Source organism: Kitasatospora sp. NPDC127035 (assembly GCF_042726075.1).
Taxonomy (GTDB): Bacteria; Actinomycetota; Actinomycetes; order Streptomycetales; family Streptomycetaceae; genus Kitasatospora.
Genome location: NZ_JBHXDN010000014.1, coordinates 1 through 26,218, shown reverse-complemented (window position 1 = coordinate 26,218; position 26,218 = coordinate 1). Strand labels below are relative to the sequence as shown.

The window sequence follows — 26,218 nt, the reverse complement described above, 5'->3', positions numbered from 1 at the left end:
AGGGGGAGTGCATCGTGGGCAGGGGCAAGGCGACGGGCGCGCTGCTGGGGCTGGCGATCGGCGACGCGATGGGCAGGCCGACCGAGTTCGAGGACGTCGAGCAGATCGCCCGGCAGTGGCCCGACTGGCGGGAACTCCCCCTGCCGGGCCGGGCGCTGATCACCGACGACACCCAGATGACGCTCGCGCTGGCCCGAGGCCTGCGGACCGCCCTGGAGACCGGTCCGCTCACCGCGGCCCGGCTGGAGCCGCCGGTGCGCGAGGAGTTCCTCGACTGGTGGCGTTCGCCGGACAACAACCGTGCCCCCGGCAACACCTGCCTGGCCTCCTGCGCGCGGCTCAGCACGCCCGGCCGCCGGTGGCAGAGCGCGAGCGACACCGGTTCCAAGGGCTGTGGCGCCAACATGCGGGTCGCTCCGCTCGGCCTGATCCGCGAGCTGGCGCCGGCCCAACTGGCCGGCGCCGCCCAGCTCCAGTCCGGGCTCACCCACGGCCACCCCACCGCGCTGGCCGCCAGCGACCTCACCGCCTTCGCCGTCCGCAAGCTCGCCGAGGGCCTGCCGCCGGCCGGCCTGCCCGCCGTGCTGCGCGCGTACGCGCTGGCCAACCGCACCCGGTACGACCGGTCCTGGCTCGGCGACCTCGCCGACCACGCCCAGGACAGCACCCCGGAGGCGTTCATCGCCCGCGGCTGGGACGACTGCCTGGCCGTCCTCGACCGGCTCACCGCCGCGCTCGCCGCACCCGACGTCGAGGCCGACCCGTGCCTGGCCACCGGCGAGGGCTGGATCGCCGAGGAGGCGCTCGCCACCGGACTGCTCTGCTTCCTGCTGCTGCCGGACGACCCGGTGGCCGCCGTCCGCCGGGGCGCCTACTCCTCGGGGGACTCCGACTCGATCGCCTGCCTGGCCGGCGCCTTCGCCGGGGCGCACCTGGGCGCGGACGCGTGGCCCGCCGAGTGGGTGGAGCGGATCGAGCACCGGGACGAACTGCTGGAGTTCGGCGCGCTCTGGGACTGATCCCGGCCCCGCGGCCGGCGGGGCCCGTGGAACCGCCTCGGGCCCCGCCGCGTCGAACCGACACCGAGGCGCGGGCACCGGCCCGCGCCGCCGACCCAGGGGACGAGGCCAGTCATGTCCGTCCGTACCCGCCGCCCGGCGGTGTTCCTGCTCTGCTGCACGGCACTGCTCGCCGGCTGCGGCTCCACCGGAGGCGGCGGCCAGGTCGTGATCCGCGCCTCCTCCCCCGAGTCGCTGCCACCGGCCGATCCCGCCCAGGTCGCCGCGACCGCCGCCGCCACCGGCGCCTTCGGGCTGGACCTGCTGCACGCCCTCACCGCCGACCCCGCCGAGACCGGCCGCAACCTGGTGCTCTCGCCGTCCGGCCTGGCCACCGCGCTCGCCATGCTGCTGCCCGGCACCCGCGGCACCACCGCCGACGAGCTCGCCAAGGCGCTGCACACCGAACTCACCCCGCAGCAGTACGCGCTCGCCACCGGCGCCCTGAACCGTCCCGTCCCGGCCAAGGACGGGCTGGTGCTCAAGCAGGCGGACGACGTCTGGGCCCAGCGGGACTTCCCGCTCGACCAGCGGTACCTGGGCGTGCTGGCCGCGGCCTTCGGCGCCGGGGTGCACACCGCCGACTTCCGCAAGGACCCGGAGGGCGCCCGGAAGACCGTCAACTCCGCCGTGGAGAAGGCCACCGAGGGCCGCGTCAAGGACCTCTTCGGCCAGGGGTCGATCAACCCCGACACCCGGCTCGCGCTCACCGACGCGCTCTACCTCAAGGCCGAGTGGGCCACCCCGTTCAAGGCCGGGCGCACCACGGACCGGCCGTTCCACCGCCTCGACGGGTCCGCGCCGGCCGTCCCCACCATGGGGCAGAGCGGCTCGCTCCGCTACGCCGAGGGCTCCGGCGGCATCCTCGGGGAGCCCTGGCAGGCCGTCGAACTCCCCTACGCGGGCGGCACGCTGGCGATGGACCTGGTGGTGCCCGCGCAGGGCGGCTTCGCGGCCTTCCGCAAGGGCCTGGACCAGGCCCGGTTGGAGATGATCCTGGGCTCGCTCGACGAGCGGACCGTCGACCTGACCCTCCCGAAGTTCCACTTCGACACGGCCAACGAGCTGAAGCCCACCCTCCAGGCGCTCGGCGTCAAGGCCGCGTTCGAGCCGGGTGCCGACCTCTCCGGCATCCCCGGCGCGGGCGCGACCGAGCCGCTCAGGGTCGGCACGGTGGTGCAGAAGGCCACCGTCCAGGTCGACGAGGAGGGCACCGTCGCGGCGGCCGGCAGCGGGGTCGGCGTCGAGGCGATGGCCGCGCCGATGCCGAAGGACCCGGTGCAGCTGCACATCGACCGGCCGTTCCTCTTCCTGATCCGGGACACCGCCACCGGCCGGCCGCTCTTCCTCGGCCAGGTCACCGACCCGCAGGCCAAGTGAGCACGGCCCCCCGGGCCCCCGGCGCCGCCCGCGCGGCCCCGGCTCACCAGGCCGGGTAGCGGTCCCCGAGGGCCGGGTGGCCCGGTTCGCGGCTGCCGAACAGCACCAGCAGGTCGTCCGCCACCCGCAGCAGCGTCTCCCGGCCCTCCACCGCCTCCGTCCAGTCCGTCGACAGCGCCGAGGCGCCGTACGCCGCACCGACCAGGTTGCCGCAGACCGCACCCGTGGAGTCGCTGTCCCCCGAGTGGTTGACCGACAGCAGCAGCGCCGTCCGGGCCGGCTCCGGACCGGAGGTCCCCGCCAGCAGGCAGTACACCGCGATCGCCAGGCACTCCTCGGCGATCCAGCCCAGCCCGACCCGCTCCACCGCCTCCGCCGACGGTTCGGCCTCCTCGGCCACCCGCACCGCCCGGGCCAGCGCCTGGACCGTCTCCTTGGACGCCGGCCACTCCCGGGTCTGCTCCACGACCTCGCCGACCGCCGCCCACGGCTCCACCCCGGCCGCCAGCCGCTCCACCAGCGACGCGAACGCGCCGGCCGCCAGGTAGCCGGTCGGATGCCCGTGGGTCAGCTGCGCGCACTGCGCGGCCAGCCCGAACGACTGCTCGGCACCCAGCCGGGCCAGCCCGAACGGCGCCGACCGCATCACCGTGCCGCACCCCTTGGAGTGCGCGTTGATCGGCCCCGGCTGCCCCAGCGCGGCCGGCGCCTCGAAGGACGGGTGGTACTTCATCCCGGTCAGACAGGCGTCACCCGGGGCCCGCCGCGCGTACAGGAACGGCTCGCGCAGCAGCCAGCCGTCGTACGGGCGGGCGAGCGGGCTCCGGTCCGGCGCGCCCTGCTGCTGGGTCAGCAGCCACCGCCGGTACGCGCCGTGCACGGCCTCCGGCACCGAACCGCCACCGCCCGACCAGCCCCGGACGAAACCGCGGATCAGGCCCTCGGCGGTGAACAGCGTCATCTGGGTGTCGTCGGTCACCTCGGCGACCAGGCCGCCGCCCGGCAGGCCGGTCACCCCGGCCGGGCCGTACCGCTCACGGATCTGGTACAGCCGCAGGAACTCCACCGGCCAGCCCAGCGCGTCCCCGATCGCCCCGCCGACCAGCGCTCCGCGCACCCGGTCCCGGAACCCCGGCTGTTCGCCCACCGTCACCGTCGTCCCCCTCGCTCGTCGCCGTCCACCGCGTGCGGCGCCCACCGCGTGCGCCGCCCACCGCGGGTGGTGCCCGCGCCGGGCCGTGCCCGGGCCGGTGTCCGTTCTATCAGGGCCCGTCCGGTCAGCCCCGGATCTCCCCGGCCCGGCCGTGCAGCGCCGCCCGGTCCGCGGCGGCCCGGCCCGCCGCCCAGCCCTCGCCGTCGCTCACCCGGACCCGCTGCGAGACCAGCTTCGGGAACATCCGGCCCACCTCCTGGTCCACCGCCGCCGAACGGGCCGCCAGCGCGGGCAGCAGCCGCTCGTCCGGCACGAGCTGCTCCTCGGTGCCGTCCGCCCGCAGGTGCCGGCCGGCCGCCGCGTCGCTGGTCGCCCGCTCGGTCGCCTCGGTCAGCCGCTCGCGGATCCGCGCCGCGTACGCCACCAGGAAGGACTGCCGGAACGCCTTGGTGCGCGAGGCGCCGTCCAGGTGCTGCCGGGAGCCCGCCTTCTGCATCGCGTGGGTGGCCTGCACCAGCAGCGAGGTGTACAGCAGCTCCACGCCGTCGAGGTCCGCGTCGAAGCCGATCAGGGTGCAGAAGCCGAACTCCTTCGCCCACACCACCCGGCACCGGTTGGCCGCCGCCACGGCGTCCAGCAGCATCGTCTTCGGGACCTCGTAGGGGTTGTCCACCCCGATCCGCAGGGCCCCCGGGGCGTTGCGGTCCGCACCGTCGACGGCCAGCAGCGCTTCGTCGATGCTGTGCTGCGCCATCAGCTGCTGGGCCTTGGCGGTCAGCGCCTCGGCCTCCTCCGGGTACTCGGTGGACTCGGCCTTCGCCAGCAGCGCCCGGATCCGCGACAGCATCCGCGGCTCGCCGGTCACCGGTCCGGGCCGCTCCCGCCGGACGGCGTACCCGACCTGCCCCGGCACCGGCCCGACCGGGGCGATCGGCGGCAGCCGGCCCCAGATCCGCAGCAGCTCCAGTACGGCGGTGGCGAGCGCGAACCGGTCCAGCCGGTGACGCTGCGCGAAGGCCTCCAGGTACCGCTCGTCGTCCGGCCACCAGGCCGCCGTCTCCAGCTCGCGCAGCTGCTCCTGCCAGCGCCGGTCCGGTGCGGCCGCGGCGTGGCGGCGCCCCTCGGCGGAGATCAGGTCCACCGCCAGCGCCAGGTGCACCGGCTTCAGCTCCCGCCGGACCACGCGGGCCAGGTCGGCCGGGCGCCAGCCCGCCGACCAGCACCGGCCGACGGACGTGTCCGCGTACCCGAGCACCGCCCGGCTCACCGCCGGCCACTGGCCGGCGGAGGCCGCCAGCAGGGAGGCCCCGGTGTCCAGCGCGAGGTCGAGGCCGTCCTCGGGTGCCGTGACCACGGTCGCCACCGCCCGCTCCAACAGTGCCCCGGCACCGCCGTCCGCCGCGGTTCCGCCCGGTTGCCTGCGCTTGCCCACGGTGCTCCCGCTCTCGTCCCACGTCTGATGCGGTCCGCACCCTTGCCCATGATGCCGGAGCGGCGCCGACAACGACGGGCCCGCCCGGCCGGCCACCGTCGGCGGGGAACGACCCCGGCGGCCCCTGCGCGGAGCAGGGGCCGCCGGGGGACGGGCGTCAGCGCTCGACGGTCTTGGCGAGGATCTCCGGGAGGCGTTCCAGCAGGCGGCCGGCGGCGAGGCGCAGGCCGAGGGCGGCGACGAGGGCGCCGTAGGCGGGTCCGACCAGGAGGACGGGCCAGGTCGGGCCGTCGGCGGCCAGCGCCCAGCCGAGGTAGCCCGCGACCGGGGAGGCGAGGAGGGCGCTGCCGAAGATCGAACCGAAGCTGTTGACCATCACCAGCCCGCCCTGGCCGGGCGCCGCGTTGCGCATCGGGTTGTTGTCGGCGGGCATGGTGTACGGCGCGAGCACGCTGAGTACGGCGCCGATCGCGATGCCGCTTCCGAGCAGGGCGAAGGCCACGCCGGTGGCCGCCGGCAGGCCGGCCCAGTCGCCGCTGACCGCCGCCAGGGCCGGCGCGAGCACGAGGGTGATCGGGACGGCGTAGGAGAGGACGGCGAAGGCCCGGCCGCGCAGCTCGTCCCGGGCGTCGTCCGGGGTGAGCAGGGTGGCGGCGACCATCCAGAACGCCGACCCGTCCATGCCGAACAGGTTGAGCATCTGCAGACCGAGGAACATCCCGGCCATCGCCACCAGGTAGACCGTCGCCCAGCCCTGGACCACCGACAGCACGCAGATCACCAGGGTCATGCCGATGCTGGTGAAGACGGCGGCCTTCGCCCGCGGCTCCCGCCAGGCGTACCGCAGGTGACGCTGCATCACCGCGCCGACCCGGCCGCCCGGGAGGAAGCGCGCGCCGCGCGCACCCTGGACGCCGCGCACCACCTCCAGGGTGGAGGCGTCGGCGGTGACCATCAGCTGCTGGAGGCTGGAGCGCCACCAGCGCAGCAGCAGCACCAGCAGGCCGGCGGTCGCCGCCAGCTGGAGCAGCGCCAGGCCGTACCGGCCCTCGCCTGCCGTGCGGGCCGCGTCGACGGCGCCGACCGGCGGCACCCAGCGCAGCACCGAGGCGACCGGGGCCAGCGGGCTGAGGTCGAGGCCGTGCTCGCCGGCCTTGCCGAAGACGCTCTGCGAACCGACGTTGGCGATCTGCACCAGCAGGGCGAAGAGCAGCCCGCCGAAGATGGCGAAGTCCTTGCCGCGCCGGCTGGAGAGCAGCCGGGCGTTCCCGGCCGCGACCGAGCGGGACAGCACGACCACGGTGAGTACGGCCAGCGGGACGCCGACCGCACCGGCCACCGCCGACGCCATGCCGTCGGCGCCGGAGAGCGCGGCCCCGGTGAGCAGGATCAGGCTGACCAGCGGGCCGGGCCCGATCAGTGAGGCCAGCACCGAGCCGCGCAGCAGCGGGGCGGGCCGCAGCGGGAGCATGGTGAGCCGGGTCGGGTCGGCGCTCTCGTCGCTGGAGAACAGGAACAGCGGGATCGCGGCCCAGCCGAGGGCGAGCGCGCCGGCGAGGACGACACCCGCGTCGCCGGCCGAGCCGGCCTCGGTGGGGCGGTCGAGCAGGGCGAAGGCGACCGCGATCCCGGCGGCGAAGAGCACGCCGAGGACGGCGCCGACGACGTACAGGGCGGCCCGGCCGCGGCTGCGGCGCAGGCCGTTGCGGAGCAGTCGGAGCTTGAGCGAGACGAGGGTCCGGACCACCGTCCGGTCGTCGGGCACGCCGCCCCGGACGGACGGGGCGGCGGGGACGGCGGCGGGGACGGCTGCGGGGGAGGAGCTCACCGCTCGCCCCCGCCGAGCCAGTCGAGGGACCGGCCGTCGTCCTCGCGGACGCCGATGAGGTCGAGGAACGCCTCGTGCAGGCTGCGCCCGCCGCGGACGGCGTCGAGCGGGCCGTGGGCGATGACCTGGCCGGCGCTGATCACGGCGACCCAGTCGCAGAGCTGCTCGACCAGCTCCATCACGTGGCTGGAGAAGACGACCGTGGAGCCGGCCGCCGCGTACCGCTTGAGCACGCCGCGGATGGTCTGGGCGGAGACCGGGTCGACGCCCTCGAAGGGCTCGTCGAGGAAGAGCACGTCCGGGTTGTGCAGCAGTGCGGAGGCGAGGCCGATCTTCTTGCGCATGCCGGTGGAGTAGTCGGCGACCAGCTTGTCGGCGTGGCCGGTCAGGTCGAGCACGGCGAGCAGTTCCTCGGCCCGGCGGTCGACCTCGGCGCCGGGCAGGCCGCGCAGCCGGCCGTTGTACTGCAGCAGTTCGCGGCCGCTGAGGCGCTCGAACATCCGCAGGCCCTCGGGGAGGATGCCGATCCGGGACTTGGCCGCGACCGGGTCGGCCCAGACGTCGGCGCCGTGGATCAGGACGGTGCCCTGGTCGGGGCGGAGCAGACCGGTGGCCATCGACAGGGTGGTGGTCTTGCCGGCGCCGTTCGGGCCGACCAGCCCGATGAACGCCCCGGTCGGCAGCTCCAGGCTGAGCCCGGCCACCGCGGCCTGGCTGCCGAAGTGCTTCCACAGCCCCCGGACGGAGACGGCGGAGGGAGCGGCCGGGGGAACGGGGGAGTCGGGGGCGGGGGACGGCGGCGGCGCTGACGCCTGCATGGTGGCCCTCTCTGCTGGTGGGCGGGCGGTCGGGTCCATGATCGTTCCATGATCGACATCGGTCCGACGACAGCCTGCCACCGTCCGGGCGGCCCTGTCCCGTGTACGGACGTTCCGGGCGTGTCTGGGCCGAACGGGTGAGACGGGGCCGGGTCCGGCCGGGCCCGTGCAGGGGCGGAGTCGAATAACCGGAAGGTGGCAACTACTCAGGGCCCCCGTTCGTCCTGCACTATGAGGACCAGTGGGCGTGCCGATGCACGCAGGGGCGCCGGGAGGTGGCGGATGGCCGTTCAGCCGTGGGGCGAACCGGGGTACGGGGCCGGGGGGCGCCAGCCTGCCGTCTCGGCGCAGGCGGCGATGCGTGCCGCGCACGCCGACCGCGAGCGGACGGTGGACGTGTTGAAGGCGGCCTTCGCCGAGGGGCGGCTCACGGCGGACGAGTACGGCGACCGGTTCACGGCGGCCAGCACCGCGCAGACCTACGGGCAGCTCGCCCAGCTGGTGGCCGACCTGCCGTCCGGGCCGATGGTGGCCCCGGCGCACGTCGCCGGGCCGGTCGTGCCGCCGACGTTCCTGATCCCGCAGCCGCTCCCGCCGCAGCGCCGAACCAACGCGGTGGCGGTGACCTCGCTGGTGCTCGGCCTGCTGTGCGTCCCGACCGGGGGCATGCTCGGGCTGCCGGCCGTGATCACCGGCCACATCGGCCGCCGGCAGGTGCAGGAGCGGAACGAGGAGGGCGACGGCATGGCCGTCACCGGCCTGGTCTTCGGCTGGCTGTCGATCGCGTTCTGGATGCTGCTCGGCGTGATGGTGGTGCTCTTCGGCGGCTGACCGCCCGCGGGGCGGCCGGAGGCCGCTCCGGTGGCGACGGTTCCCGCGATGTGGTAGAGCGGCAGGAGGAGGGTCCGACACCGGGCGGCCGCGTGCGGGACATCCCGGCGACACCCGGCCGACGGCCACGACCTGCGGCGTTGCATTTGTTTTGACCGAGCCCGATGCGCTAGGTACGCTCTGACCTTGTGCCTGGGGTGTCCCCGGGTCCTTGTGCGTGCATGCACACCGGCCGCCGCGCCGAGCCGGAGCGCTTTCCAGTGCCCCGAGCGTAGAGCGCCGCCGCTGTACATCAGCTCATGGGATTCCGTGTCGGAATAGCCCAACACACCCGACCGCGTGGGTCGACCACGCGGCTGTGTGTGCAGGGAACACCGCAGGTTAGTTTCACCAAGCCTTGGCACACAGAAAACGGAGAAACGGTGCCTACGATCCAGCAGCTGGTCCGAAAGGGCCGGCAGGACAAGGTCGAGAAGAACAAGACTCCCGCGCTGAAGGGTTCCCCGCAGCGCCGTGGGGTCTGCACGCGTGTGTACACGACCACCCCGAAGAAGCCGAACTCGGCGCTTCGTAAGGTCGCCCGTGTGCGCCTCACCAGCGGGATCGAGGTCACCGCTTACATTCCGGGCGAGGGCCACAACCTGCAGGAGCACTCCATCGTGCTGGTGCGCGGTGGTCGTGTGAAGGACCTTCCTGGTGTCCGCTACAAGATCATCCGCGGTTCGCTCGACACCCAGGGTGTCAAGAACCGCAAGCAGGCTCGCAGCCGCTACGGCGCCAAGAAGGAGAAGTAAGAATGCCTCGTAAGGGCCCCGCCCCGAAGCGCCCGGTCATCATCGACCCGGTCTACGGCTCCCCTGTCGTCACCCAGCTGGTCAACAAGATCCTGCTGCACGGCAAGCGCTCCACCGCCGAGCGGATCGTCTACGGCGCCCTTGAGGGCGTCCGTGAGAAGACCGGCTCGGACCCGGTCGTCGCGCTGAAGCGTGCGCTGGAGAACGTCAAGCCGGCCCTCGAGGTCAAGTCCCGCCGTGTCGGTGGCGCGACCTACCAGGTTCCGGTCGAGGTCCGTCCGGGCCGCGCCAGCACCCTGGCGCTGCGCTGGATGGTCGGCTACTCGCGCGCCCGTCGCGAGAAGACCATGACCGAGCGCCTGATGAACGAGATCCTCGACGCCAGCAACGGCCTGGGCGCTTCCGTGAAGCGTCGCGAGGACACCCACAAGATGGCCGAGTCCAACAAGGCCTTCGCGCACTACCGCTGGTAGTCCGTACCCCGTCACTAGACAGAGAGAGAACGAGCCACCATGGCTGCAACCTCCCTTGACCTCGCCAGGGTCCGCAACATCGGGATCATGGCGCACATCGACGCGGGCAAGACCACCACCACCGAGCGGATCCTGTTCTACACCGGTGTCTCGTACAAGATCGGTGAGGTCCACGATGGCGCTGCCACCATGGACTGGATGGAGCAGGAGCAGGAGCGCGGCATCACGATCACGTCGGCCGCGACCACCTGTCACTGGACGGTCGACGACGTCGCCAACACCATCAACATCATCGACACCCCGGGCCACGTCGACTTCACCGTCGAGGTGGAGCGTTCGCTGCGCGTGCTCGACGGTGCCGTGACGGTGTTCGACGGTGTCGCCGGTGTCGAGCCCCAGTCCGAGACCGTGTGGCGGCAGGCTGACCGCTACGGCGTCCCGCGCATCTGCTTCATCAACAAGCTGGACCGCACGGGCGCCAACTTCTTCTTCTGCGTGCAGACCATCGTGGACCGCCTCGGCGCCACCCCGCTGGTCATGCAGCTCCCGATCGGTGCCGAGGCGGACTTCCAGGGCGTTGTCGACCTGGTCCGCATGAAGGCGCTGGTCTGGTCCGCCGAGGCGGCCAAGGGTGAGATGTACGACATCGTCGACATCCCGGCCGAGCTGCAGGAGCAGGCGGACGAGTACCGCACCCAGCTGATCGACACCGTCTCCAACGTGAGCGACGAGATCATGGAGCTCGCCCTCGAAGAGGCCGAGATCCCGGTCGAGCTGCTCCAGGACGCGATCCGCAAGGGCACGCTGAACTCGGACTTCACCCCGATCTTCTGCGGTACCGCGTTCAAGAACAAGGGCGTTCAGCCCCTGCTCGACGCGGTCGTCAAGTACCTGCCGTCGCCGCTGGACATCGAGTCCATCGAGGGCACCAAGCCCGGCGACGACACGGTCAAGATCTCCCGCAAGGCCTCGGACGACGAGCCGCTCGCCGCGCTCGCGTTCAAGATCATGTCGGACCCGCACCTCGGCAAGCTCACCTTCGTCCGGGTCTACTCGGGCCGCCTGGAGTCCGGCACCTCGGTGCTGAACGCCGTGAAGGGCAAGAAGGAGCGCATCGGCAAGATCTACCGCATGCACGCGAACAAGCGTGAGGAGATCGACTCGGTGGGCGCCGGCGACATCATCGCCGTCATGGGCCTGAAGCAGACCACCACCGGTGAGACGCTGTCCGACGAGAAGAACCCGGTCATCCTGGAGTCCATGGACTTCCCGGCCCCGGTCATCCGCGTCGCGATCGAGCCCAAGTCCAAGGGTGACCAGGAGAAGCTGGGCGTTGCCATCCAGCGTCTCGCCGAGGAGGACCCGTCCTTCCAGGTCAACACGGACGAGGAGACCGGCCAGACCATCATCGCGGGTATGGGCGAGCTGCACCTCGAGGTGCTCGTCGACCGTATGCGCCGTGAGTTCAAGGTCGAGGCCAACGTCGGCAAGCCGCAGGTCGCGTACCGCGAGACGATCCGCAAGGCCGTCGAGCGCATCGACTACACCCACAAGAAGCAGACCGGTGGTTCCGGTCAGTTCGCCAAGGTGCAGATCGCGATCGAGCCGCTCGAGCAGGCCGAGGGCTACGAGTTCGTCAACCAGGTCACCGGTGGCCGCGTGCCGCGGGAGTACATCCCGTCGGTCGACGCCGGCTGCCAGGAGGCCATGGAGTTCGGCATCCTCGCCGGCTACCCGCTCCAGGGTGTCCGCGTGAAGCTGCTCGACGGTGCGGCGCACGACGTCGACTCGTCCGAGCTCGCGTTCAAGATCGCCGGCTCGATGGCGTTCAAGGAAGGCGCCCGGAAGGCCTCCCCGGTCCTCCTGGAGCCGATGATGGCCGTCGAGGTCACCACGCCCGAGGACTACATGGGCGACGTGATCGGCGACATCAACTCTCGTCGTGGCCAGATCCGGTCCATGGACGAGCGTCACGGTGCCCGCGTCGTCACGGCGCTGGTGCCCCTCTCCGAGATGTTCGGCTACGTCGGTGACCTGCGCAGCAAGACCTCTGGTCGCGCGAGCTACTCGATGCAGTTCGACTCGTACGCCGAGGTTCCGCGGAACGTGGCGGACGACATCATCGCCAAGGCCAAGGGCGAGTAGGGACCGGCACCCGCCGGCTCCCTGTTCGAGGCCGCCGTACGTCCCGACGATCGGGACGACAGCGAACCCTTAGGCTATTAGGAGGCAATCCGGGAGAATCCGGTCGGATTCTCCCGGGGCCTCCGGCCCCCACCCGCGGGACGGCATGGAGTGCCTCGGCGCTCCGTACCCAACCCGATCAAAGACCAACTGACGTCAGCACGGCGTACAGAACTGTCCTCAGGAGGACTGCAGTGGCGAAGGCGAAGTTCGAGCGGACGAAGCCCCACGTCAACATCGGCACCATCGGTCACATCGACCACGGTAAGACCACTCTTACCGCGGCGATCACCAAGGTGCTGCACGACGCTCACCCGGACATCAACCCCTTCACGCCGTTCGACCAGATCGACAAGGCGCCGGAGGAGCGGCAGCGCGGTATCACCATCTCGATCGCGCACGTCGAGTACCAGACCGAGGCGCGTCACTACGCCCACGTCGACTGCCCGGGTCACGCGGACTACATCAAGAACATGATCACCGGTGCGGCCCAGATGGACGGTGCGATCCTCGTCGTCGCCGCCACCGACGGCCCGATGCCGCAGACCAAGGAGCACGTCCTCCTGGCCCGCCAGGTCGGCGTCCCCTACATCGTCGTCGCCCTGAACAAGGCCGACATGGTGGACGACGAGGAGATCCTGGAGCTCGTCGAGCTCGAGGTCCGTGAGCTCCTCTCCGAGTACGAGTTCCCGGGCGACGACCTGCCGGTCGTCCGCGTCTCCGCGCTGAAGGCGCTGGAGGGCGACAAGGAGTGGGGCGAGAAGCTCCTCGGCCTGATGGCGGCGGTCGACGAGGCCATCCCGACCCCGGCCCGCGCCGTGGACCAGCCGTTCCTGATGCCGATCGAGGACGTCTTCACGATCACTGGTCGTGGCACCGTCGTCACCGGTCGTATCGAGCGTGGCATCCTCAAGGTCAACGAGACTGTCGACATCATCGGCATCAAGGAGACCAAGACCACCACCACGGTCACCGGCATCGAGATGTTCCGCAAGCTGCTCGACGAGGGCCAGGCGGGCGAGAACGTCGGTCTGCTCCTCCGTGGCATCAAGCGCGAGGACGTCGAGCGCGGCCAGGTCATCATCAAGCCCGGCTCGGTCACCCCGCACACCGACTTCGAGGCCCAGTCCTACATCCTGTCGAAGGACGAGGGTGGTCGTCACACCCCGTTCTTCAACAACTACCGCCCGCAGTTCTACTTCCGTACCACGGACGTGACCGGCGTCGTGACCCTCCCCGAGGGCACCGAGATGGTCATGCCGGGCGACAACACCGCCATGACGGTCGTGCTGATCCAGCCGATCGCCATGGAGGAGGGCCTCAAGTTCGCCATCCGTGAGGGTGGCCGCACCGTCGGCGCCGGCCAGGTCACCAAGATCCTCAAGTAATTGACGATCTGACCTGCCTGTGACCCACAGGCGATCCGAAGGGCCCCGCACACCTCAGGGTGTGCGGGGCCCTTCGGTCTTAACCCTGCGCTCATCTTCTCTCACGGAGCGCTCACAGGCTGCTGCTATTCTCGGGCCACGAACCAGCCCCAGCAGCGGAAAGCGGGAGCACCTCATGCCAACGGCGCCCCAGTTGTCGGTCGTGATGCCGATCTACAACGAGCAGGAAGCGCTCCCGCTGACGGTCGAGCGCCTCCGCCCGATACTCGACGCCCTCGACGTCACCTACGAGGTGGTCGGTGTCGACGACGGCAGCACGGACGTCACCCCGGTGCTGATGCAGAAGATCCGCCAGGACTGGCCCGAGTTCCGCATCGTCCGCTTCGCGCGCAACTCCGGTCACCAGGCCGCGCTCACCGCCGGGATCCACCGGGCGCTGGGGGACTACGTGGTCAGCATCGACGCGGACCTCCAGGACCCGCCGGAGAAGATCCCCGAGATGCTCGCGCTCGCCCGCGAGCAGAACCTGGACATCGTCTACGGGGTCCGCGGCGACCGCGCCACCGACACCCGTTTCAAACGGCGCACCGCCGGCGCCTACTACTGGCTCATGCGCAAGCTCGTCGGCAAGCGGATGCCCAGCCAGGCCGGCGACTACCGGCTGCTCAGCCGGGCCGCCGTCGACGCCCTCAAGTCCCTCCCCGAGCACCAGCCGGTCTACCGGCTGCTCGTCCCCTGGCTCGGCTTCCCCAGCGGCGAGGTCGTCTACGTCCGCGAGGAGCGGGTCGCCGGGGCGACGCACTACCCGTTGTCCAAGATGGTGCGGCTGGCGATCGACAGCATCACCAACTTCTCCGCAAGTCCCCTGCGGCTCGCCACCTGGATGGGCCTGCTGAGCTTCCTGGTCTGCATAGGGCTCGCCGTCTACACGGCGTTCGCGTACGCGCTCGGCGCCACCGTGCCGGGCTGGTCGTCGCTCTTCATCGGGATGCTCTTCATCGGTGCCGTGCAGCTGATCTGCGTCGGTCTGCTCGGCGAGTACATCGGGCGGATCTACTCGGCCGTGCAGGCCCGCCCCGCGTACTTCGTCGGCTACGACTCGGCCGAGGACGAGTGGCAGGAGCGGTCGCGATGACCTCCACAGGGGAACGGATCCGGTCGCAGCGAACCGTGTCGAGCCGCCCGGGGCGGCTCCGGTGCGCGGCACGGAGGACGGAACGGACAGCATGGGCACCACCAACAGCACGGCGTCCTCGGCCAGGTCCCGGGACGGTCGCCCGCCGGGCGGGGCGAGTGCTTCCGCGTCGCTGACGGCGGGCCGCCGCGACTCCCCTGCCCCGGGCGGGCTGCGGCGGTGGGCGCCGGCGGTGGCCTGCTACCTGTTCGCGGTCGCGCTGCTGCTGGCCGCGGACACCCCGCCGGGCGACGTCGCCCGCTACACGGGCTACGCGGCCTGGGGCGTGCTGCTTCCCGGCACGCTGGTGTTCCGGGCGCTCCGCCGCCGCCCCCACACCCTGGTCGAGGACCTCGTCCTCGGCGCGGTCACCGGCCTCGTGCTGGAGCTCGGCGCGTGGGCCCTGCTGGTGTCGCTCGGCCTGCAGAGGTTCGCGGTGGCCTGGCCGCTGCTGGTGGTGGTGCCCTTCCTGGCGGTGCCCGGCCTGCGGCGGCACTGGCGGCCGGCCGGGTACCGCCGGCCGGCGGAGCGCTGGTCCTGGGCGACGGCCGGCGTGGTGGCCCTCTCCTCGGCGTACTACTACGAGGTCTTCCTCGCCCGGTTCCCGATCCTGCCGGACAGCGAGACCAGCCGGCAGTACGGCGACCTGCCCTACCTGCTGTCGCTCGCGGGGAACGCCAAGTACAACGTCCCGCCGACCCTGCCGCAGGTGTCGGGGGAGCCGCTGAACTACCACTGGTTCACCTTCGTCCACATGGCGATGGGCGATCTGGTCGGGCACGTCGACCTGTCGGTGGTCGAGATGCGGCTGATGGTCCCGGCGCTGGGCGCGCTGGGGATCCTCGCCGTCGCGGTGGTCGCCCACCGGCTCGTGGGCCGGCCCTGGGCCGGCCCGGTGGCGGCCCTGCTGGTGTTCGCGGTGGGCGAGTTCACCGCGGCGTACCCCAACAACGTGGGCAGCTGGACCTTCGGGGCTCCCGCGGTCCGGCTGATGTCGTTCGCCAGCCTCTCCCTGACGTACAGCCAGCCGCTGCTGATCGCCCTGATCGGTGCGGCCGGCGACCTCCTGAGGCGGACCCGGGAGGGCGACGGGGGGATCCCGTCGTTCGGCCGCGGCGCCTACGTGCTCGCCGCGCTGTTCGCGCTGGCCTCCAGCGCGGCGAAGGCCAGCACGCTTCCGGTGGTCCTGGGCGGTCTCGGCTTCGCCGGGCTGATGATCCTGATCGGGACGCGGCGCGTCCCGTGGACGATCGTCCGCCTGGGGGCGATCGTCGGCGCGGCGCAGCTCTTCGCGACGGCCGCCGTCTTCGACTTCCAGAGCTACGCGCTGGAGGTCGTCCCGTTCGGCAACGTCCGGGGGTACTGGGCGGATCCGGACGGTTCCCGGCCGGCGGCGGTGCAGGCCGGGCTGGTCGCCGCGATCCTGGTCGCGTTCGTGCTGAACCACCACCTCAAGGCGGCCGGGATGCTGCCCCTGCTGTGGCGCAGCCGGCTGGACCTCGCTCCGGTGCAGTGGTTCCTGCTCGGCGGCGCGCTGGCCGGGCCGGCCGCCTACCTCGCGGTGAACGGCTTCAACGCCAGCTACTTCACCCTGGCGGGGTTGCCCTTCGCCGCCCTGCTCTCGGCGTGGGGGTACTGCGAGACCTTCGAGCGGGCGGCGCTCCCGCGCCGTGCCGTGCTCCTGCTGGCCGCCGCGGCGGCGGTCCTGGCCGGAGCGCTCACCCTCGCCCTCTACCGGTACTCGGACGACTGGAAGGCGTTCGCGGCCCGGCCGTTCGACGGTCCGGCGGGGGAGCCGCCGTACGTCAAGCTGCTGCCCGCGCTGGTCGCGGCGGCGGCGCTGGCCGGGCTCGCGCTGGCCGGCGGCCTGCTCTGGCGGCTCGCCGGCCGGGCGGTGCCGGCGCTGCGGCGCCGCGGCGGCGTCGTGCTGCTGACGGCGGTGCTGGCGGTGGGCGTCCCGGCGACGGCCCTGGACGTCCTCCAGGCGCGGAAGGTGCACTGGGAGGGTTCGTGGATCCTGCCGGAGACGCAGGTCCAGGCGGCCCGCTGGGTCCGTGAGCACAGCGGGCCGCGGGACGTGCTCGCCACCAACAGCCACTGCTGGCAGTTCGAGGACTACGCGGACAGCGCCTCCTGCGACAACTACCGTTCGTACTGGTTGAGCGCCTACTCCGAACGCTCGGTGCTGATCGAGGGCTGGGCCTACGCGCCCCGGTTGATGGCCACCGCGGCCGGAGCCGTGTCGGCCACGACGGGCTTCTGGGACGAGGCCCTGTTCAGGCGCAACGAGGAGGCGTTCTACCATCCGACGGCGGACACCCTGCGACGGCTGCGCGACGACGACCCCCGGCTCCGGTACCTGGTGGTCCACCGCAAGGCCGGGGCCGAGTCGCCGCGGCTGAAGGACCTCACCAAGCAGGTGTTCGACAACGGCCGGGTGGCCGTGTACGAGCTCTCCTGATCCGACGAAGAAATCATGGGCATCCAGATGGTCTCCACCGACAAGCCGACCGTGCCGGCGCAGGACGGTCCCGCGGCGGCGCGGCCGGCCGGGACGGTCCGGCGCCAGATCCCGTCCTTCCTGGTGATCGGGGTCCTGAGCACCCTCTTCTACCTGGGGCTGTACGTCGTCGCGCGGCAGTTCGTCGCCCCGCAGGCGGCGAACCTGATCGCGCTCGCGGTGAGCGCGGTGGCCAACACCGCGGCCAACCGGCGGTTCACCTTCGGGATCACGGGTGCCGAGGGCGCCCTGCGCCACCAGCTCCAGGGGGCGGTCGCCTTCCTGATCGGCCTGGGTCTCAGCGCCGGGGTGCTCGCCCTGCTGGACCTCGCGGCGCCGGACGCCTCGCGCACGGTCGAGGTGGCGGGCCTGGTGGTCGCCAACGGCCTGGCCACCGTCCTGCGCTTCGTGCTGATGCGGATCTGGGTCTTCAAGGAGCGGAAGGGCTGACCCGGGCGGCGGGCGGCGGTCGGCGGTAGGCGGGCGCTCCGGCGCGACGGTTCAGCTGCCGGCCTTCGCGGGCCGGGCTCCCTCCGCGGAGCCCCGCGGCCCCGGGGCCCAGTTCCGCAGCCGCATCGCGGGCTCCTCGACGACGTGCCAGGAGAAGGCCGCCAGGGCCAGTGTCGCGGTCATGGCGGCCGCGAAGAAGCCCAGGACGCCGAAGCGCGCGAAGCCGAGCAGCGCGGCCGCCTGCTCGACCGGGAACCCGTAGATGTACACGCCGTACGAGTAGTCGTGGCGGCGTCCGACGGCCTGGAACCGGCGGGGCAGCCGGGCCGCCGCCCAGAAGAGCAGGTACACCAGGGCGGGGTGGCCGAGCACGGGATAGCCGCGCCAGTACAGCGTCCCGGCCAGGACGATCCCGGCGGCCAGCGCCAGCCGGTCGTCCACCGGAATCCGGTCGGCCCACAGCCGGAGGCCGGCGCCCAGCAGGAAGACGAACCCGAGGTGCACCAGCAGGTACCCGCTGAGCTGCCCGAGGACCGGGACGGCCACACCGGGGCCGACGAGCGGGGAGCCCGGGGACGGGAGGTCGGCGAGGCCTCCGGCGATCAGCAGCCAGAGCGCCAGCGCCAGCGCGGGGACGACCAGCCGGCCGCGCAGCAGGCCGAGCGCGGCCAGCAGGCCGGCGAGGGCGTAGCAGAGGATCTCGTACTTCAGGGACCACAGGGCGCCGTTGAGGCTCCGGTCGAAGTTGGTCGACCGGCGGATGCCCTCGGCCAGCACGCCGGAGATGTCCCAGCCGGCCGCGGGCGAGGTGCTGCCGAGGCTGCTCAGGTAGCTCAGCGGACCGTCCGGGCGGTTCCAGAAGCCCGTCAGTGACCCGTGCTGGAAGAGGTAGAGCAGCGGTACGAGGGCCAGGGCGCAGACCAGCAGCGAGCCCCAGAGCCCGGGCAGGATGCGCAGGGCCCGGTGCCAGGCGAAGCGGAGGGGCGACAGGGCCGCGGCACTGCCGGTGATCATGAAGCCGGAGAGGGCGAAGAAGCCGAGGACGGCCGACTTGCCGAAGTCGGTCTGGTGACCGCTCCAGTTCCAGAGGGGGTCCAGCCGGCCCCAGCCGAGCGGGTAGACGTGCGAGACCACCACCGCGACCGCGAGCAGCAGGCGCACGGCGCCGAAGCTGTTGGCCCGACCCGTGCAGAGGTCGGCGAGGGTGCCGTGCGGGCGGAGCAGGGCGCGCAGTGTCGTGCCTTCCCGTTCACTGGGTGGCGCGGGCGCGGTGCCCGGACCCGGTGGGGTCCGGGCACCGCGCCCGTCGGGGCCGGTGGCCCGCTGAGTCTCGTACCGCCGTACTGCCGTGCTGCTTGCCGCGGGGGTCAGGCCGAGGAGGCGACCTGGGCCTGCCAGAGGTCCCGGACGGCCTCGCGCAGCGTGCGCCGGGGCTCCCACCCGAGCTGCTCGCGGGCGACGGTGACATCGAGCTGCTGCCACTCGGTCTCCGGGCCGGTGCCGTCCGGCGCGGGGACCTCGGTGATCTCGGTGGGCACCCCGCTCTCCTCGATCAGCAGCTCGACGAGCAGCCGGGCGGAGGAGGCGGTGCCGGTGCCGACGTTGACCACCGGCGGGAGGACGTCGGCGCGGGCGGCGATCAGGACGGCGTCGAGGGTGTCGGTGAGGTCGACGAAGTCGCGCTGGGCGGTGAGCGGCTGGAGGGAGAGCTGCGCGGTCTCGCCGGCCAGCCGGGCGGCGTCCAGCTTGGCGGCCATCACGCCGAGCAGGCTGTGGCCGGGCTGGCCGGCGCCGACGACGTTGCCGAGCCGCAGCGAGACCGCGTCCAGCCGGCCGGCCTCGACGGCCCGGACCAGGGCCTCGGTGGCGGCGAGCTTGAGCTTGCCGTACTCCATCACCGGGGCGGCGGGGTCGCTCTCGCGCTGGCCGGTGCCGACCGGCGCCATGCCGTACTCGTGCACGGTGCCGAGGTGGACCAGGCGGGCGGGGGAGGCCATCGCGGAGACCGCCTCGATCAGCCGGTCCACCAGGACCACGTTGGCCTGGTACATCTGCTCGTCGTTCAGGCCCCACATGCCGCCGGCCGCGTTGACGACCGTGTCGATCCGCTCACGGTCGAGCAGCGCGGTGAGGTCGGCGGCGGCGTCGGAGGAGATGTCGAAGGCGACGAACCGGCCGGGGGCCGGCACCGCCGGCGCCTTGCGGGCCAGGCTGACGACCTCGACGCCCTGCTCCAGCAGGCGGGCGCCGAGCACCCGGCCGATGAAGCCGGTGCCGCCGAGGACGGCCACCCGGGAGGGGGTCGTGTGCGGTGCGGTCATTGCGGAGATCTCCCAGGGGACGGTGGTGAGCGGGGGTCAGCGGGGGCGGGCGGCCGTGCTGGTGGCGTTGCGCAGCAGGGCCTTCGCCCCGTCCCACTGGCCGGCGCGCATCGCGCCAGGGACCAGGGTGAGGGCGTGGATCCGGGCCGACAGGTGCATCCGGGACGCCTTGGCGGCCCGCGGCCAGCCGTGTGCGTCGAGGCGGTCGGCGGCGTCGAGGAAGTACCGGCGGGCCTCGGTGAAGCGGGTGCCGCTGAAGGCCGACGAGGAGGAGATGCTGACCGCGTGCCGGCGGTACTGGAAGGCCCGGACGTCGTCGACGACCATCTGCTCGCCGGCCTGGAGCAGGTCGATGACGAGCGCGAGGTCCTGGATGATCTCCAGGTTGTCGCGGAAACCCATGGTCCGCACGGCGTCCGTGCGCCAGCAGATCGACGGGAAGTAGAGCCAGTTGCCCTTGAGCAGGCTGACCGCCAGGTCCTCGCCGCCCCGCAGGGTGCGGCCCTGCTGCTTGGGCGCGTAGATCCGGCGCTTGGCCTCGTCGGCGAGCGAGCTGCTGGGCTTGCCGTCGCCGTCGATGACCTGGACGCCCGGCTGGATCATCGCGACGCCGGGGTACTGGGCCAGGATCGAGCGGATGGTGGCGACGTAGTTGGGGAGCATGATGTCGTCCGTGCCCATGAACATCATGTACTCGTGCTCGGCCATGCCCAGGCACTTGCGGTAGTTGCCGGTGACGCCGAGGTTCTTCTCGTTGCGGAAGTACCGGACCCGCGGGTCGTCGAGCTCGGCGAACCACTCCGGCACGCCGGGCTCCCGACCGTCGTCGACGACGGTCAGCCGCCAGTCCGGGTCGGTCTGGGCCAGCACACTGCGCACCGCTGCCTGCATCAGCGCGACGTCGCCGTAGTACGGAAGCAGGATTTCCAGAGTGGTCATGGTGGAGGCACATCCGCTGGTCGGAGTCGGGGCCGGAACAGGGCAGGGACCCTGTGGCTGGCCCATCATACTGAGCCCGTCCGCGCCCCTCCGCCGGGCCGAGCGCGGGGCCGAGCGCCGGGCTGCGGGCCGGGCCGCGGCCCCGCGGACGACGATGCCCGGGCCCGCCGCAGAGCGGTGGACCCGGGCATCGGACGGTCTCAGCGGGTGCGCAGGCCCTCGGTGAAGGCGAGGCACTTCTCGTAGTCCGGCAGCAGGCCGCCGGCGATCGCGTCGGCCAGCGACGGGGCGGCGTCGTCACGGGCGGACAGCTGCGGGGCGTCGGTGGGCCACTCGATGCCGAGGTCCGGGTCGAGCGGGTGCACCGCGTGCTCGCCGGTCGGGTTGTAGGTCTCGGAGCAGACGTACGACAGCGTGGCGTCGTCGGTCAGCGCGCAGAAGCCGTGGCCGAATCCCTCGGGGATGTAGACCGACTTGCGCTCGACGTCGTCCAGGCGGACGAACTCCCAGCGGCCGAAGGCGGGGGAGCCGACCCGCAGGTCCACGACCACGTCGAGGACGGCGCCGCGGACGCAGCTGACGTACTTGGCCTGGCCGGGTGGGACGTCGGCGAAGTGGATGCCGCGGACGACGTCCTTGGCGGACACCGACAGGTTGCCCTGGGCGAGGTTCAGCGGGTGGCCGACGACCTCCTCCAGCCGGTCGAAGCGGTACCACTCCATGAACAGGCCGCGCGGGTCGCCGTGCTGCTGCGGGGTGACCTCGAAGGCGCCGGGGAGGGAGAGCTCGCGGAACTTCACCGGGCGTTCTCCTCGTCGAGCAGGGCGATCAGGTAGTCGCCGTAGCCGCTCTTGCACAGCGGCTCGGCGAGTTCGCGCAGCTGCGCGTCGTCGATCAGGCCGGCCCGCCAGGCGGCCTCCTCGATGCAGCCGATCTTGAAGCCCTGGCGCTCCTCGATGACCCGCACGAACTCGGAGGCCTGGACCATCGAGACGAACGTGCCGGTGTCGAGCCAGGCGGTGCCGCGGTCGAGGATGGTGACGTGCAGCTCGCCGGTCTTGAGGTACTCCTCGTTGACGGCGGTGATCTCCAGCTCGCCGCGCGCGCTCGGGCTGAGGCCCGACGCGATCTTGACCACGCGGTTGTCGTAGAAGTAGAGACCGGGCACCGCGTAGCGCGACTTCGGCTGGGTGGGCTTCTCCTCGATGGAGATGACCTGGCCGTTGTCGTCGAACTCGACCACGCCGTACGCGGTCGGGTCGGCGACCGGGTAGGCGAAGACCATGCCGCCGTGCGGCGAGGTGCGCTCCGCGAGCCGGGTGCCGAGGCCGCTGCCGTGGAAGATGTTGTCGCCGAGGATCAGCGCGACGGGCTCGTCGCCGATGAAGTCGGCGCCGAGCACGAAGGCCTGGGCGATGCCCTCGGGCTTCTCCTGGACGGCGTACTCGAGCTTGAGGCCGAACTGGGAGCCGTCGCCGAGCAGGCGCTGGAACTGCTCCTGGTCCTGCGGGGTGGTAATGATCAGGATCTCGCTGATACCGGCCATGACCAGGGTCGACAGCGGGTAGTAGATCATCGGCTTGTCGAAGACGGGGAGGAGCTGCTTCGAGACTGCTCGGGTCAGCGGCCACAGACGTGACCCGGTACCGCCCGCCAAGAGAATTCCACGCATGCGCGCAGCTTATGTGAGGTTCGGAGCCTGCTGCTGACCCGGGGCGATGGCCCCGGGGTGCACCGGTAGACTGCCCGCACTATGCGCATCCTCGTTACCGGCGGCGCCGGCTTCATCGGTTCAGAGTTCGTCAGGCAGCTGCTGAGCGCCGACGCAACGGATCAGATCACCGTCTTCGACAAGCTCACCTACTCGGGCGTCGAGGCCAACCTGGCGTCCGTCGCCGGTCACAGCGGTTACACCTTCGTGCGTGGCGACATCTGCGACGCGGACGCCGTCGACCAGGTCATGCCCGGCCACGACGTGGTCGTGCACTTCGCCGCCGAGTCCCACGTGGACCGGTCCATCGAGGGCGCGGGCCCGTTCGTGGTCACCAACGTCCTGGGCACCCAGGTGCTGCTGGACTCGGCCAAGAAGCACGGTGTCGGCCGCTTCGTCCACGTCTCCACCGACGAGGTCTACGGCTCGATCTCCGAGGGCTCGTGGACCGAGGAGTGGCCGCTCGCGCCCAACTCCCCGTACTCGGCCTCCAAGGCCGGCTCCGACCTGCTGGCGCTCGCCTACCACCGCACGCACGGCATGGACGTGGTGGTCACCCGCTGCTCCAACAACTACGGGCACTACCAGTTCCCGGAGAAGGTCATCCCGCTGTTCACCACCAACCTGCTGGACGGCAGGAAGGTGCCGCTGTACGGCACGGGCGGCAACATCCGTGACTGGCTGCACGTCTCCGACCACTGCCGCGGCATCGAGCTGGCCATGCGCAAGGGCCGGTCCGGCGAGGTCTACAACATCGGCGGCGGCACCGAGATCACCAACAAGGAGCTCACCGAGCTGCTGCTCCAGGCCGCCGGCGCCGACTGGTCCATGGTCGAGCCGGTCGCCGACCGCAAGGGCCACGACCTGCGCTACTCGCTGGACATCACCAAGATCAGCGAGGAGCTCGGCTACACCCCGCAGGTCCGTTTCGAGGACGGCCTGGCCGCCACCATCACCTGGTACCGCGAGAACCGCGCCTGGTGGGAGCCGCTGAAGGCCAAGGCCTCCCTGCGATGACGAACCCGGTGGCCAAGCTGCTGGGGGCGCTGCCCCCGGGCGTGCGGCTCGTTCTCGGCGGCACCGTCGTGCTCGGTGTCTCGTCGTACATCTTCCTGGCGCTTGCCGGGCACAGCTTGGACACCACCCAGGTCGCGGGCGTCAACATGCTCTGGACCGTGGTCATGTCCGTCGGGTACGGACTCTTCTCCCCGGTCGAGTTGGAGCTCAACCGCCTGGTCGCGGCCCGCGACGTGGCCGGTCGCGGGCCGGGTCCGGCGATCCGGCGCGTCCTGCTGGCCACCGTCGTGGTGCTGGCCGTCGTGCTGCTGGTGGTCGCCGCCGCGGCCCGGCCGATCGCCGACCGCTTCTTCTCCGGTGACCTCTGGCTGGTCGCCGGCCTCGGCGGCGCCCTGGTCGGCCTCGCCGTCAGCTCGGTCGCCCGCGGGGCGCTGGCCGGGCTCGGCCACTTCGGCGCGTACGGCGCCCAGCTCGCGGTCGACGGCGGGCTGCGGATCGGGCTGGCCGCGCTGATCCCGCTGTTCGGCACCCACTCGCCGCTGGCGTTCGCGCTGATCCTGGTGATCTCGCCGCTGGCCGCCTCGGTGATCGGGATGCGCAAGGTGTTCGCCGACCGGCGCGGCGGCCCGGCCCCGGCCTGGCGCGACGTGACCACCGGTCTGGGCCTGCTGACCGGGTCCACCCTGCTCGCCCAGCTGATGGTCAACGCCGCGGTGGTGAGCGTGGGTTCGCTCTCGCCCTCCTCGAAGGCGCTGATCGCCGCGCTCGCCAACGCCGTGGTGCTGGCCCGCGTCCCGCTGTTCGCCTACGCCGCGATCCAGGCCTCGCTGGTCTCCTCGCTGTCCGGCGCTGCCGCCGCGGGCAACCAGGCGGAGTTCCGGAAGGTGCTGCTGCGGACCGGCGGCATCGTCGTGCTGATGTGCACGGCGGCCGGTCTGCCGACGGTCGTCCTCGGGCCGTGGGCCATCCAGGTGCTGTTCAAGGCGCAGGACGTGCTGGGGTCGACCGACTTCCTCTGGCTCGTGCTCGGCACCCTCTGCTACATGCTGGCGACCGTGTTCGGTCAGGCGCTGCTCTCGCTCGGCCGCCACCAGCGGCAGCTGCTGGCCTGGCTGGCGGGTACCGCCGTCCTGGTCGCGGTGACCCTGTCGCCGGGCGAGATCGCGACCCGGGTCGAACTCGGGTACCTGGCTGGTGCGGCGGTGAGTGCGGCTGCCATGCTATGGGCGCTGGCCCGTTCCCTGTCCGCTCCGGTCGTTCCCTCGGCGCGGGAGCGGGCGACCCCGGCAGCACGCCAGTCGTCAGAGGTGTGACACCCCTCGGCCCCGCCCAGCACCCCCGGCGGCGGCCATTCGTTCACGCCATGCCTTTAATATGTCTTTTCCTTGGCCACGCCACTGCCGCTGAAAGGCGCAACCAGTCGTGCAACTCACCGTCATCACTTCGATCACCGGCGTGCTGGTGGTCGTCTACATCCTGGAGCTGCTGCGTCGCCAGCAGCTGCGGGAGAAGTACGCGGCTATCTGGCTCGCGATCGGCGTCATCGTGGCGCCGCTCGGGTTCTTCCCCACGATCCTGGACTCAACCGCGCGCCGGCTCGGTATCGCGTCCGGCGTGAGCCTCGTGCTGTTCGCCGGCTTCGTCCTGGTCCTGCTGGTGTCGCTGCACCTCAGCTGGGAGGCCTCTCGGCTGGAGGCGGAGACCCGCACCCTGGCCGAGGACGTGGCGATGATGCGCGCCCACCTGGCCGAGCACCACGGCTTCCCGATCGCCGGTGCGAACCAGCAGGCGAGCGGCTCGACCAACCCCGAGGTGAGGGCATGATCGACGGCAAGCGGGTACTGATCATCCTTCCCGCCTGGAACGAGTCGGAGGGCCTGCCCAAGATCCTCCGCGAGATCCAGCAGAAGCTCCCCGGCGTGGACACCCTCGTCGTGGACGACGGCTCGGTGGACAACACCGCCGCCGTCGCCGCGGCGTCCGGCTCCCGCGTGGCGCAGCTGCCCTACAACCTCGGTGTCGGCGGCGCGATGCGGTTCGGCTACCGCTACGCGCACCTGCACGACTACGACGTCGCGATCCAGTGCGACGCCGACGGCCAGCACGACCCCGCCTACGTCCCCGCCCTGCTGGCCAAGCTGGACGAGGCGGACCTCGTCATCGGCGCCCGCTTCGACGGCGAGGGCAGCTACAAGGTGCGCGGCCCCCGCAAGTGGGCGATGAAGCTGCTGTCGGTGGTGCTCTCGCGCATCACCCGCACCCGCCTGACCGACACCACGTCGGGCTTCAAGGCGTGCAACAAGCCGCTCATCGAGTTCTTCGCGCAGTGGTACCCGGTCGAGTACCTGGGTGACACCATCGAGAGCATGGTCGGCGCGGCCCGCTGCGGCTTCGTCGTGCGCCAGGTGCCGGTCGCCATGCGCGAGCGCACCACCGGTACGCCCAGTGCCTCGCCGGTCAAGGCCATGATCTACCTGTCCCGCGCCGGTCTGGTGCTGCTGCTCGCGATGATCCGCCGGATGCCCGCGCACCTGAAGGCGATCCAGCCCGCGAGCCGCCAGGCCGCCCGTCGCCCCGAGCTCGTCGGCCGGGCCTAGGGCCTGGAAGCACCGGCACGAGGACGTTGACCGGGTTCCGGCCCCGCCGCACCACGCGGCGGGGCCGGACTCGTTCCCGGGCCCGGTGGGCCGTCCTGCCGGTGCGGCCGGCTCCGCGAGCTCCGCGCGCCGGAACGCCTCGGGCCCGGTACGCGGGTGCGTACCGGGCC

The 26,218-nt window shown here is 72.1% G+C and carries 23 protein-coding genes; 14 read left to right on the top strand and 9 right to left on the bottom strand.

All coding sequences use genetic code 11. The features are described 5' to 3' along the window. The first annotated feature begins 14 nt into the window (after positions 1-14). Together ACFWIC_RS12145 and ACFWIC_RS12140 are read left to right on the top strand one after the other, a co-directional pair. Positions 15-1,019, top strand: a complete 1,005-nt coding sequence (locus ACFWIC_RS12145) for an ADP-ribosylglycohydrolase family protein (RefSeq protein WP_380518052.1) — start codon at positions 15-17, stop codon at positions 1,017-1,019. Positions 1,020-1,133: 114 nt separating this feature from the next. Continuing rightward, positions 1,134-2,438: a serpin family protein gene (locus ACFWIC_RS12140; protein WP_380518049.1), complete on the top strand. Its 1,305-nt coding sequence runs from the start codon at positions 1,134-1,136 to the stop codon at positions 2,436-2,438. A gap of 43 nt (positions 2,439-2,481) precedes the next feature. Here ACFWIC_RS12140 and ACFWIC_RS12135 read toward each other — a convergent pair whose 3' ends face one another. The 4 genes from ACFWIC_RS12135 to ACFWIC_RS12120 all read right to left on the bottom strand — a co-directional run bounded on the left by ACFWIC_RS12135 (position 2,482) and on the right by ACFWIC_RS12120 (position 7,669). Then, positions 2,482-3,585 (bottom strand): ADP-ribosylglycohydrolase family protein, encoded by a 1,104-nt coding sequence (locus tag ACFWIC_RS12135; protein ID WP_329885407.1) that lies wholly within the window; start codon positions 3,583-3,585, stop codon positions 2,482-2,484. A gap of 130 nt (positions 3,586-3,715) precedes the next feature. Continuing rightward, entirely contained in the window at positions 3,716-5,023 is a 1,308-nt protein-coding gene (locus ACFWIC_RS12130) for a DUF2786 domain-containing protein (protein ID WP_380359735.1), read from the bottom strand. 157 nt (positions 5,024-5,180) lie between these two features. Continuing rightward, positions 5,181-6,851: a transporter gene (locus ACFWIC_RS12125; RefSeq protein ID WP_380518046.1), complete on the bottom strand. Its 1,671-nt coding sequence runs from the start codon at positions 6,849-6,851 to the stop codon at positions 5,181-5,183. Beyond that, a complete protein-coding gene (locus ACFWIC_RS12120) occupies positions 6,848-7,669 on the bottom strand; it encodes an ABC transporter ATP-binding protein (RefSeq protein ID WP_329885735.1) in 822 nt (273 codons plus the stop codon). The genes ACFWIC_RS12125 and ACFWIC_RS12120 overlap by 4 nt, the downstream gene beginning before the upstream one ends. Before the next feature lie 282 nt (positions 7,670-7,951). Between ACFWIC_RS12120 and ACFWIC_RS12115 the strand changes: the two genes are divergently transcribed. From ACFWIC_RS12115 to ACFWIC_RS12080, 8 genes are all read left to right on the top strand, one after another. Further along, complete coding sequence (locus ACFWIC_RS12115; protein WP_329950384.1) at positions 7,952-8,500, top strand: DUF1707 and DUF4190 domain-containing protein; 549 nt, start codon at positions 7,952-7,954, stop codon at positions 8,498-8,500. A gap of 422 nt (positions 8,501-8,922) precedes the next feature. Further along, positions 8,923-9,294, top strand: coding sequence for a 30S ribosomal protein S12 (rpsL, locus tag ACFWIC_RS12110; protein WP_014144289.1), 372 nt, complete (start codon positions 8,923-8,925; stop codon positions 9,292-9,294). A 2-nt stretch (positions 9,295-9,296) separates the two neighbouring features. After that, entirely contained in the window at positions 9,297-9,767 is a 471-nt protein-coding gene (rpsG, locus tag ACFWIC_RS12105) for a 30S ribosomal protein S7 (protein WP_148644378.1), read from the top strand. 39 nt (positions 9,768-9,806) lie between these two features. Then, a complete protein-coding gene (gene fusA, locus ACFWIC_RS12100; protein WP_329885401.1) occupies positions 9,807-11,912 on the top strand; it encodes an elongation factor G in 2,106 nt (701 codons plus the stop codon). A 233-nt stretch (positions 11,913-12,145) separates the two neighbouring features. Next, a complete protein-coding gene (gene tuf, locus ACFWIC_RS12095; RefSeq protein ID WP_329885400.1) occupies positions 12,146-13,339 on the top strand; it encodes an elongation factor Tu in 1,194 nt (397 codons plus the stop codon). A gap of 175 nt (positions 13,340-13,514) precedes the next feature. Continuing rightward, positions 13,515-14,474 (top strand): glycosyltransferase family 2 protein, encoded by a 960-nt coding sequence (locus ACFWIC_RS12090; RefSeq protein WP_329885399.1) that lies wholly within the window; start codon positions 13,515-13,517, stop codon positions 14,472-14,474. Between the two features lie 91 nt (positions 14,475-14,565). After that, positions 14,566-16,974, top strand: a complete 2,409-nt coding sequence (locus ACFWIC_RS12085) for a hypothetical protein (protein ID WP_380518041.1) — start codon at positions 14,566-14,568, stop codon at positions 16,972-16,974. A 15-nt stretch (positions 16,975-16,989) separates the two neighbouring features. Then, positions 16,990-17,463 (top strand): GtrA family protein, encoded by a 474-nt coding sequence (locus ACFWIC_RS12080; protein WP_329950386.1) that lies wholly within the window; start codon positions 16,990-16,992, stop codon positions 17,461-17,463. A 51-nt stretch (positions 17,464-17,514) separates the two neighbouring features. Here ACFWIC_RS12080 and ACFWIC_RS12075 read toward each other — a convergent pair whose 3' ends face one another. From ACFWIC_RS12075 to rfbA, 5 genes are all read right to left on the bottom strand, one after another. Next, complete coding sequence (locus ACFWIC_RS12075; RefSeq protein WP_329885395.1) at positions 17,515-18,624, bottom strand: acyltransferase family protein; 1,110 nt, start codon at positions 18,622-18,624, stop codon at positions 17,515-17,517. A gap of 206 nt (positions 18,625-18,830) precedes the next feature. Continuing rightward, on the bottom strand, positions 18,831-19,784 hold the full coding sequence (locus tag ACFWIC_RS12070; protein WP_329885393.1) for an NAD(P)-dependent oxidoreductase: 954 nt from the start codon (positions 19,782-19,784) through the stop codon (positions 18,831-18,833). A gap of 36 nt (positions 19,785-19,820) precedes the next feature. Then, positions 19,821-20,723 (bottom strand): glycosyltransferase, encoded by a 903-nt coding sequence (locus ACFWIC_RS12065; RefSeq protein ID WP_329885392.1) that lies wholly within the window; start codon positions 20,721-20,723, stop codon positions 19,821-19,823. Positions 20,724-20,923: 200 nt separating this feature from the next. Then, the gene (gene rfbC, locus ACFWIC_RS12060; protein WP_329950388.1) at positions 20,924-21,523 is read right to left on the bottom strand and encodes a dTDP-4-dehydrorhamnose 3,5-epimerase; all 600 of its coding nucleotides are present in this window, start codon (positions 21,521-21,523) and stop codon (positions 20,924-20,926) included. After that, complete coding sequence (gene rfbA / locus ACFWIC_RS12055) at positions 21,520-22,395, bottom strand: glucose-1-phosphate thymidylyltransferase RfbA (protein WP_329885390.1); 876 nt, start codon at positions 22,393-22,395, stop codon at positions 21,520-21,522. The genes rfbC and rfbA overlap by 4 nt, the downstream gene beginning before the upstream one ends. A gap of 81 nt (positions 22,396-22,476) precedes the next feature. On the opposite strand from rfbA, the gene rfbB reads away from it, so the two are divergent. The 4 genes from rfbB to ACFWIC_RS12035 all read left to right on the top strand — a co-directional run bounded on the left by rfbB (position 22,477) and on the right by ACFWIC_RS12035 (position 26,048). Next, a complete protein-coding gene (gene rfbB / locus ACFWIC_RS12050; protein ID WP_329950389.1) occupies positions 22,477-23,451 on the top strand; it encodes a dTDP-glucose 4,6-dehydratase in 975 nt (324 codons plus the stop codon). Next, a complete protein-coding gene (locus ACFWIC_RS12045; RefSeq protein WP_329885388.1) occupies positions 23,448-24,764 on the top strand; it encodes a hypothetical protein in 1,317 nt (438 codons plus the stop codon). The genes rfbB and ACFWIC_RS12045 overlap by 4 nt, the downstream gene beginning before the upstream one ends. Before the next feature lie 109 nt (positions 24,765-24,873). After that, the gene (locus ACFWIC_RS12040; RefSeq protein ID WP_329885387.1) at positions 24,874-25,275 is read left to right on the top strand and encodes a DUF2304 domain-containing protein; all 402 of its coding nucleotides are present in this window, start codon (positions 24,874-24,876) and stop codon (positions 25,273-25,275) included. Continuing rightward, positions 25,272-26,048 (top strand): glycosyltransferase family 2 protein, encoded by a 777-nt coding sequence (locus ACFWIC_RS12035; protein WP_329885386.1) that lies wholly within the window; start codon positions 25,272-25,274, stop codon positions 26,046-26,048. Before ACFWIC_RS12040 ends, ACFWIC_RS12035 begins: the two co-directional genes overlap by 4 nt. The last annotated feature ends 170 nt before the right edge of the window (positions 26,049-26,218 follow it).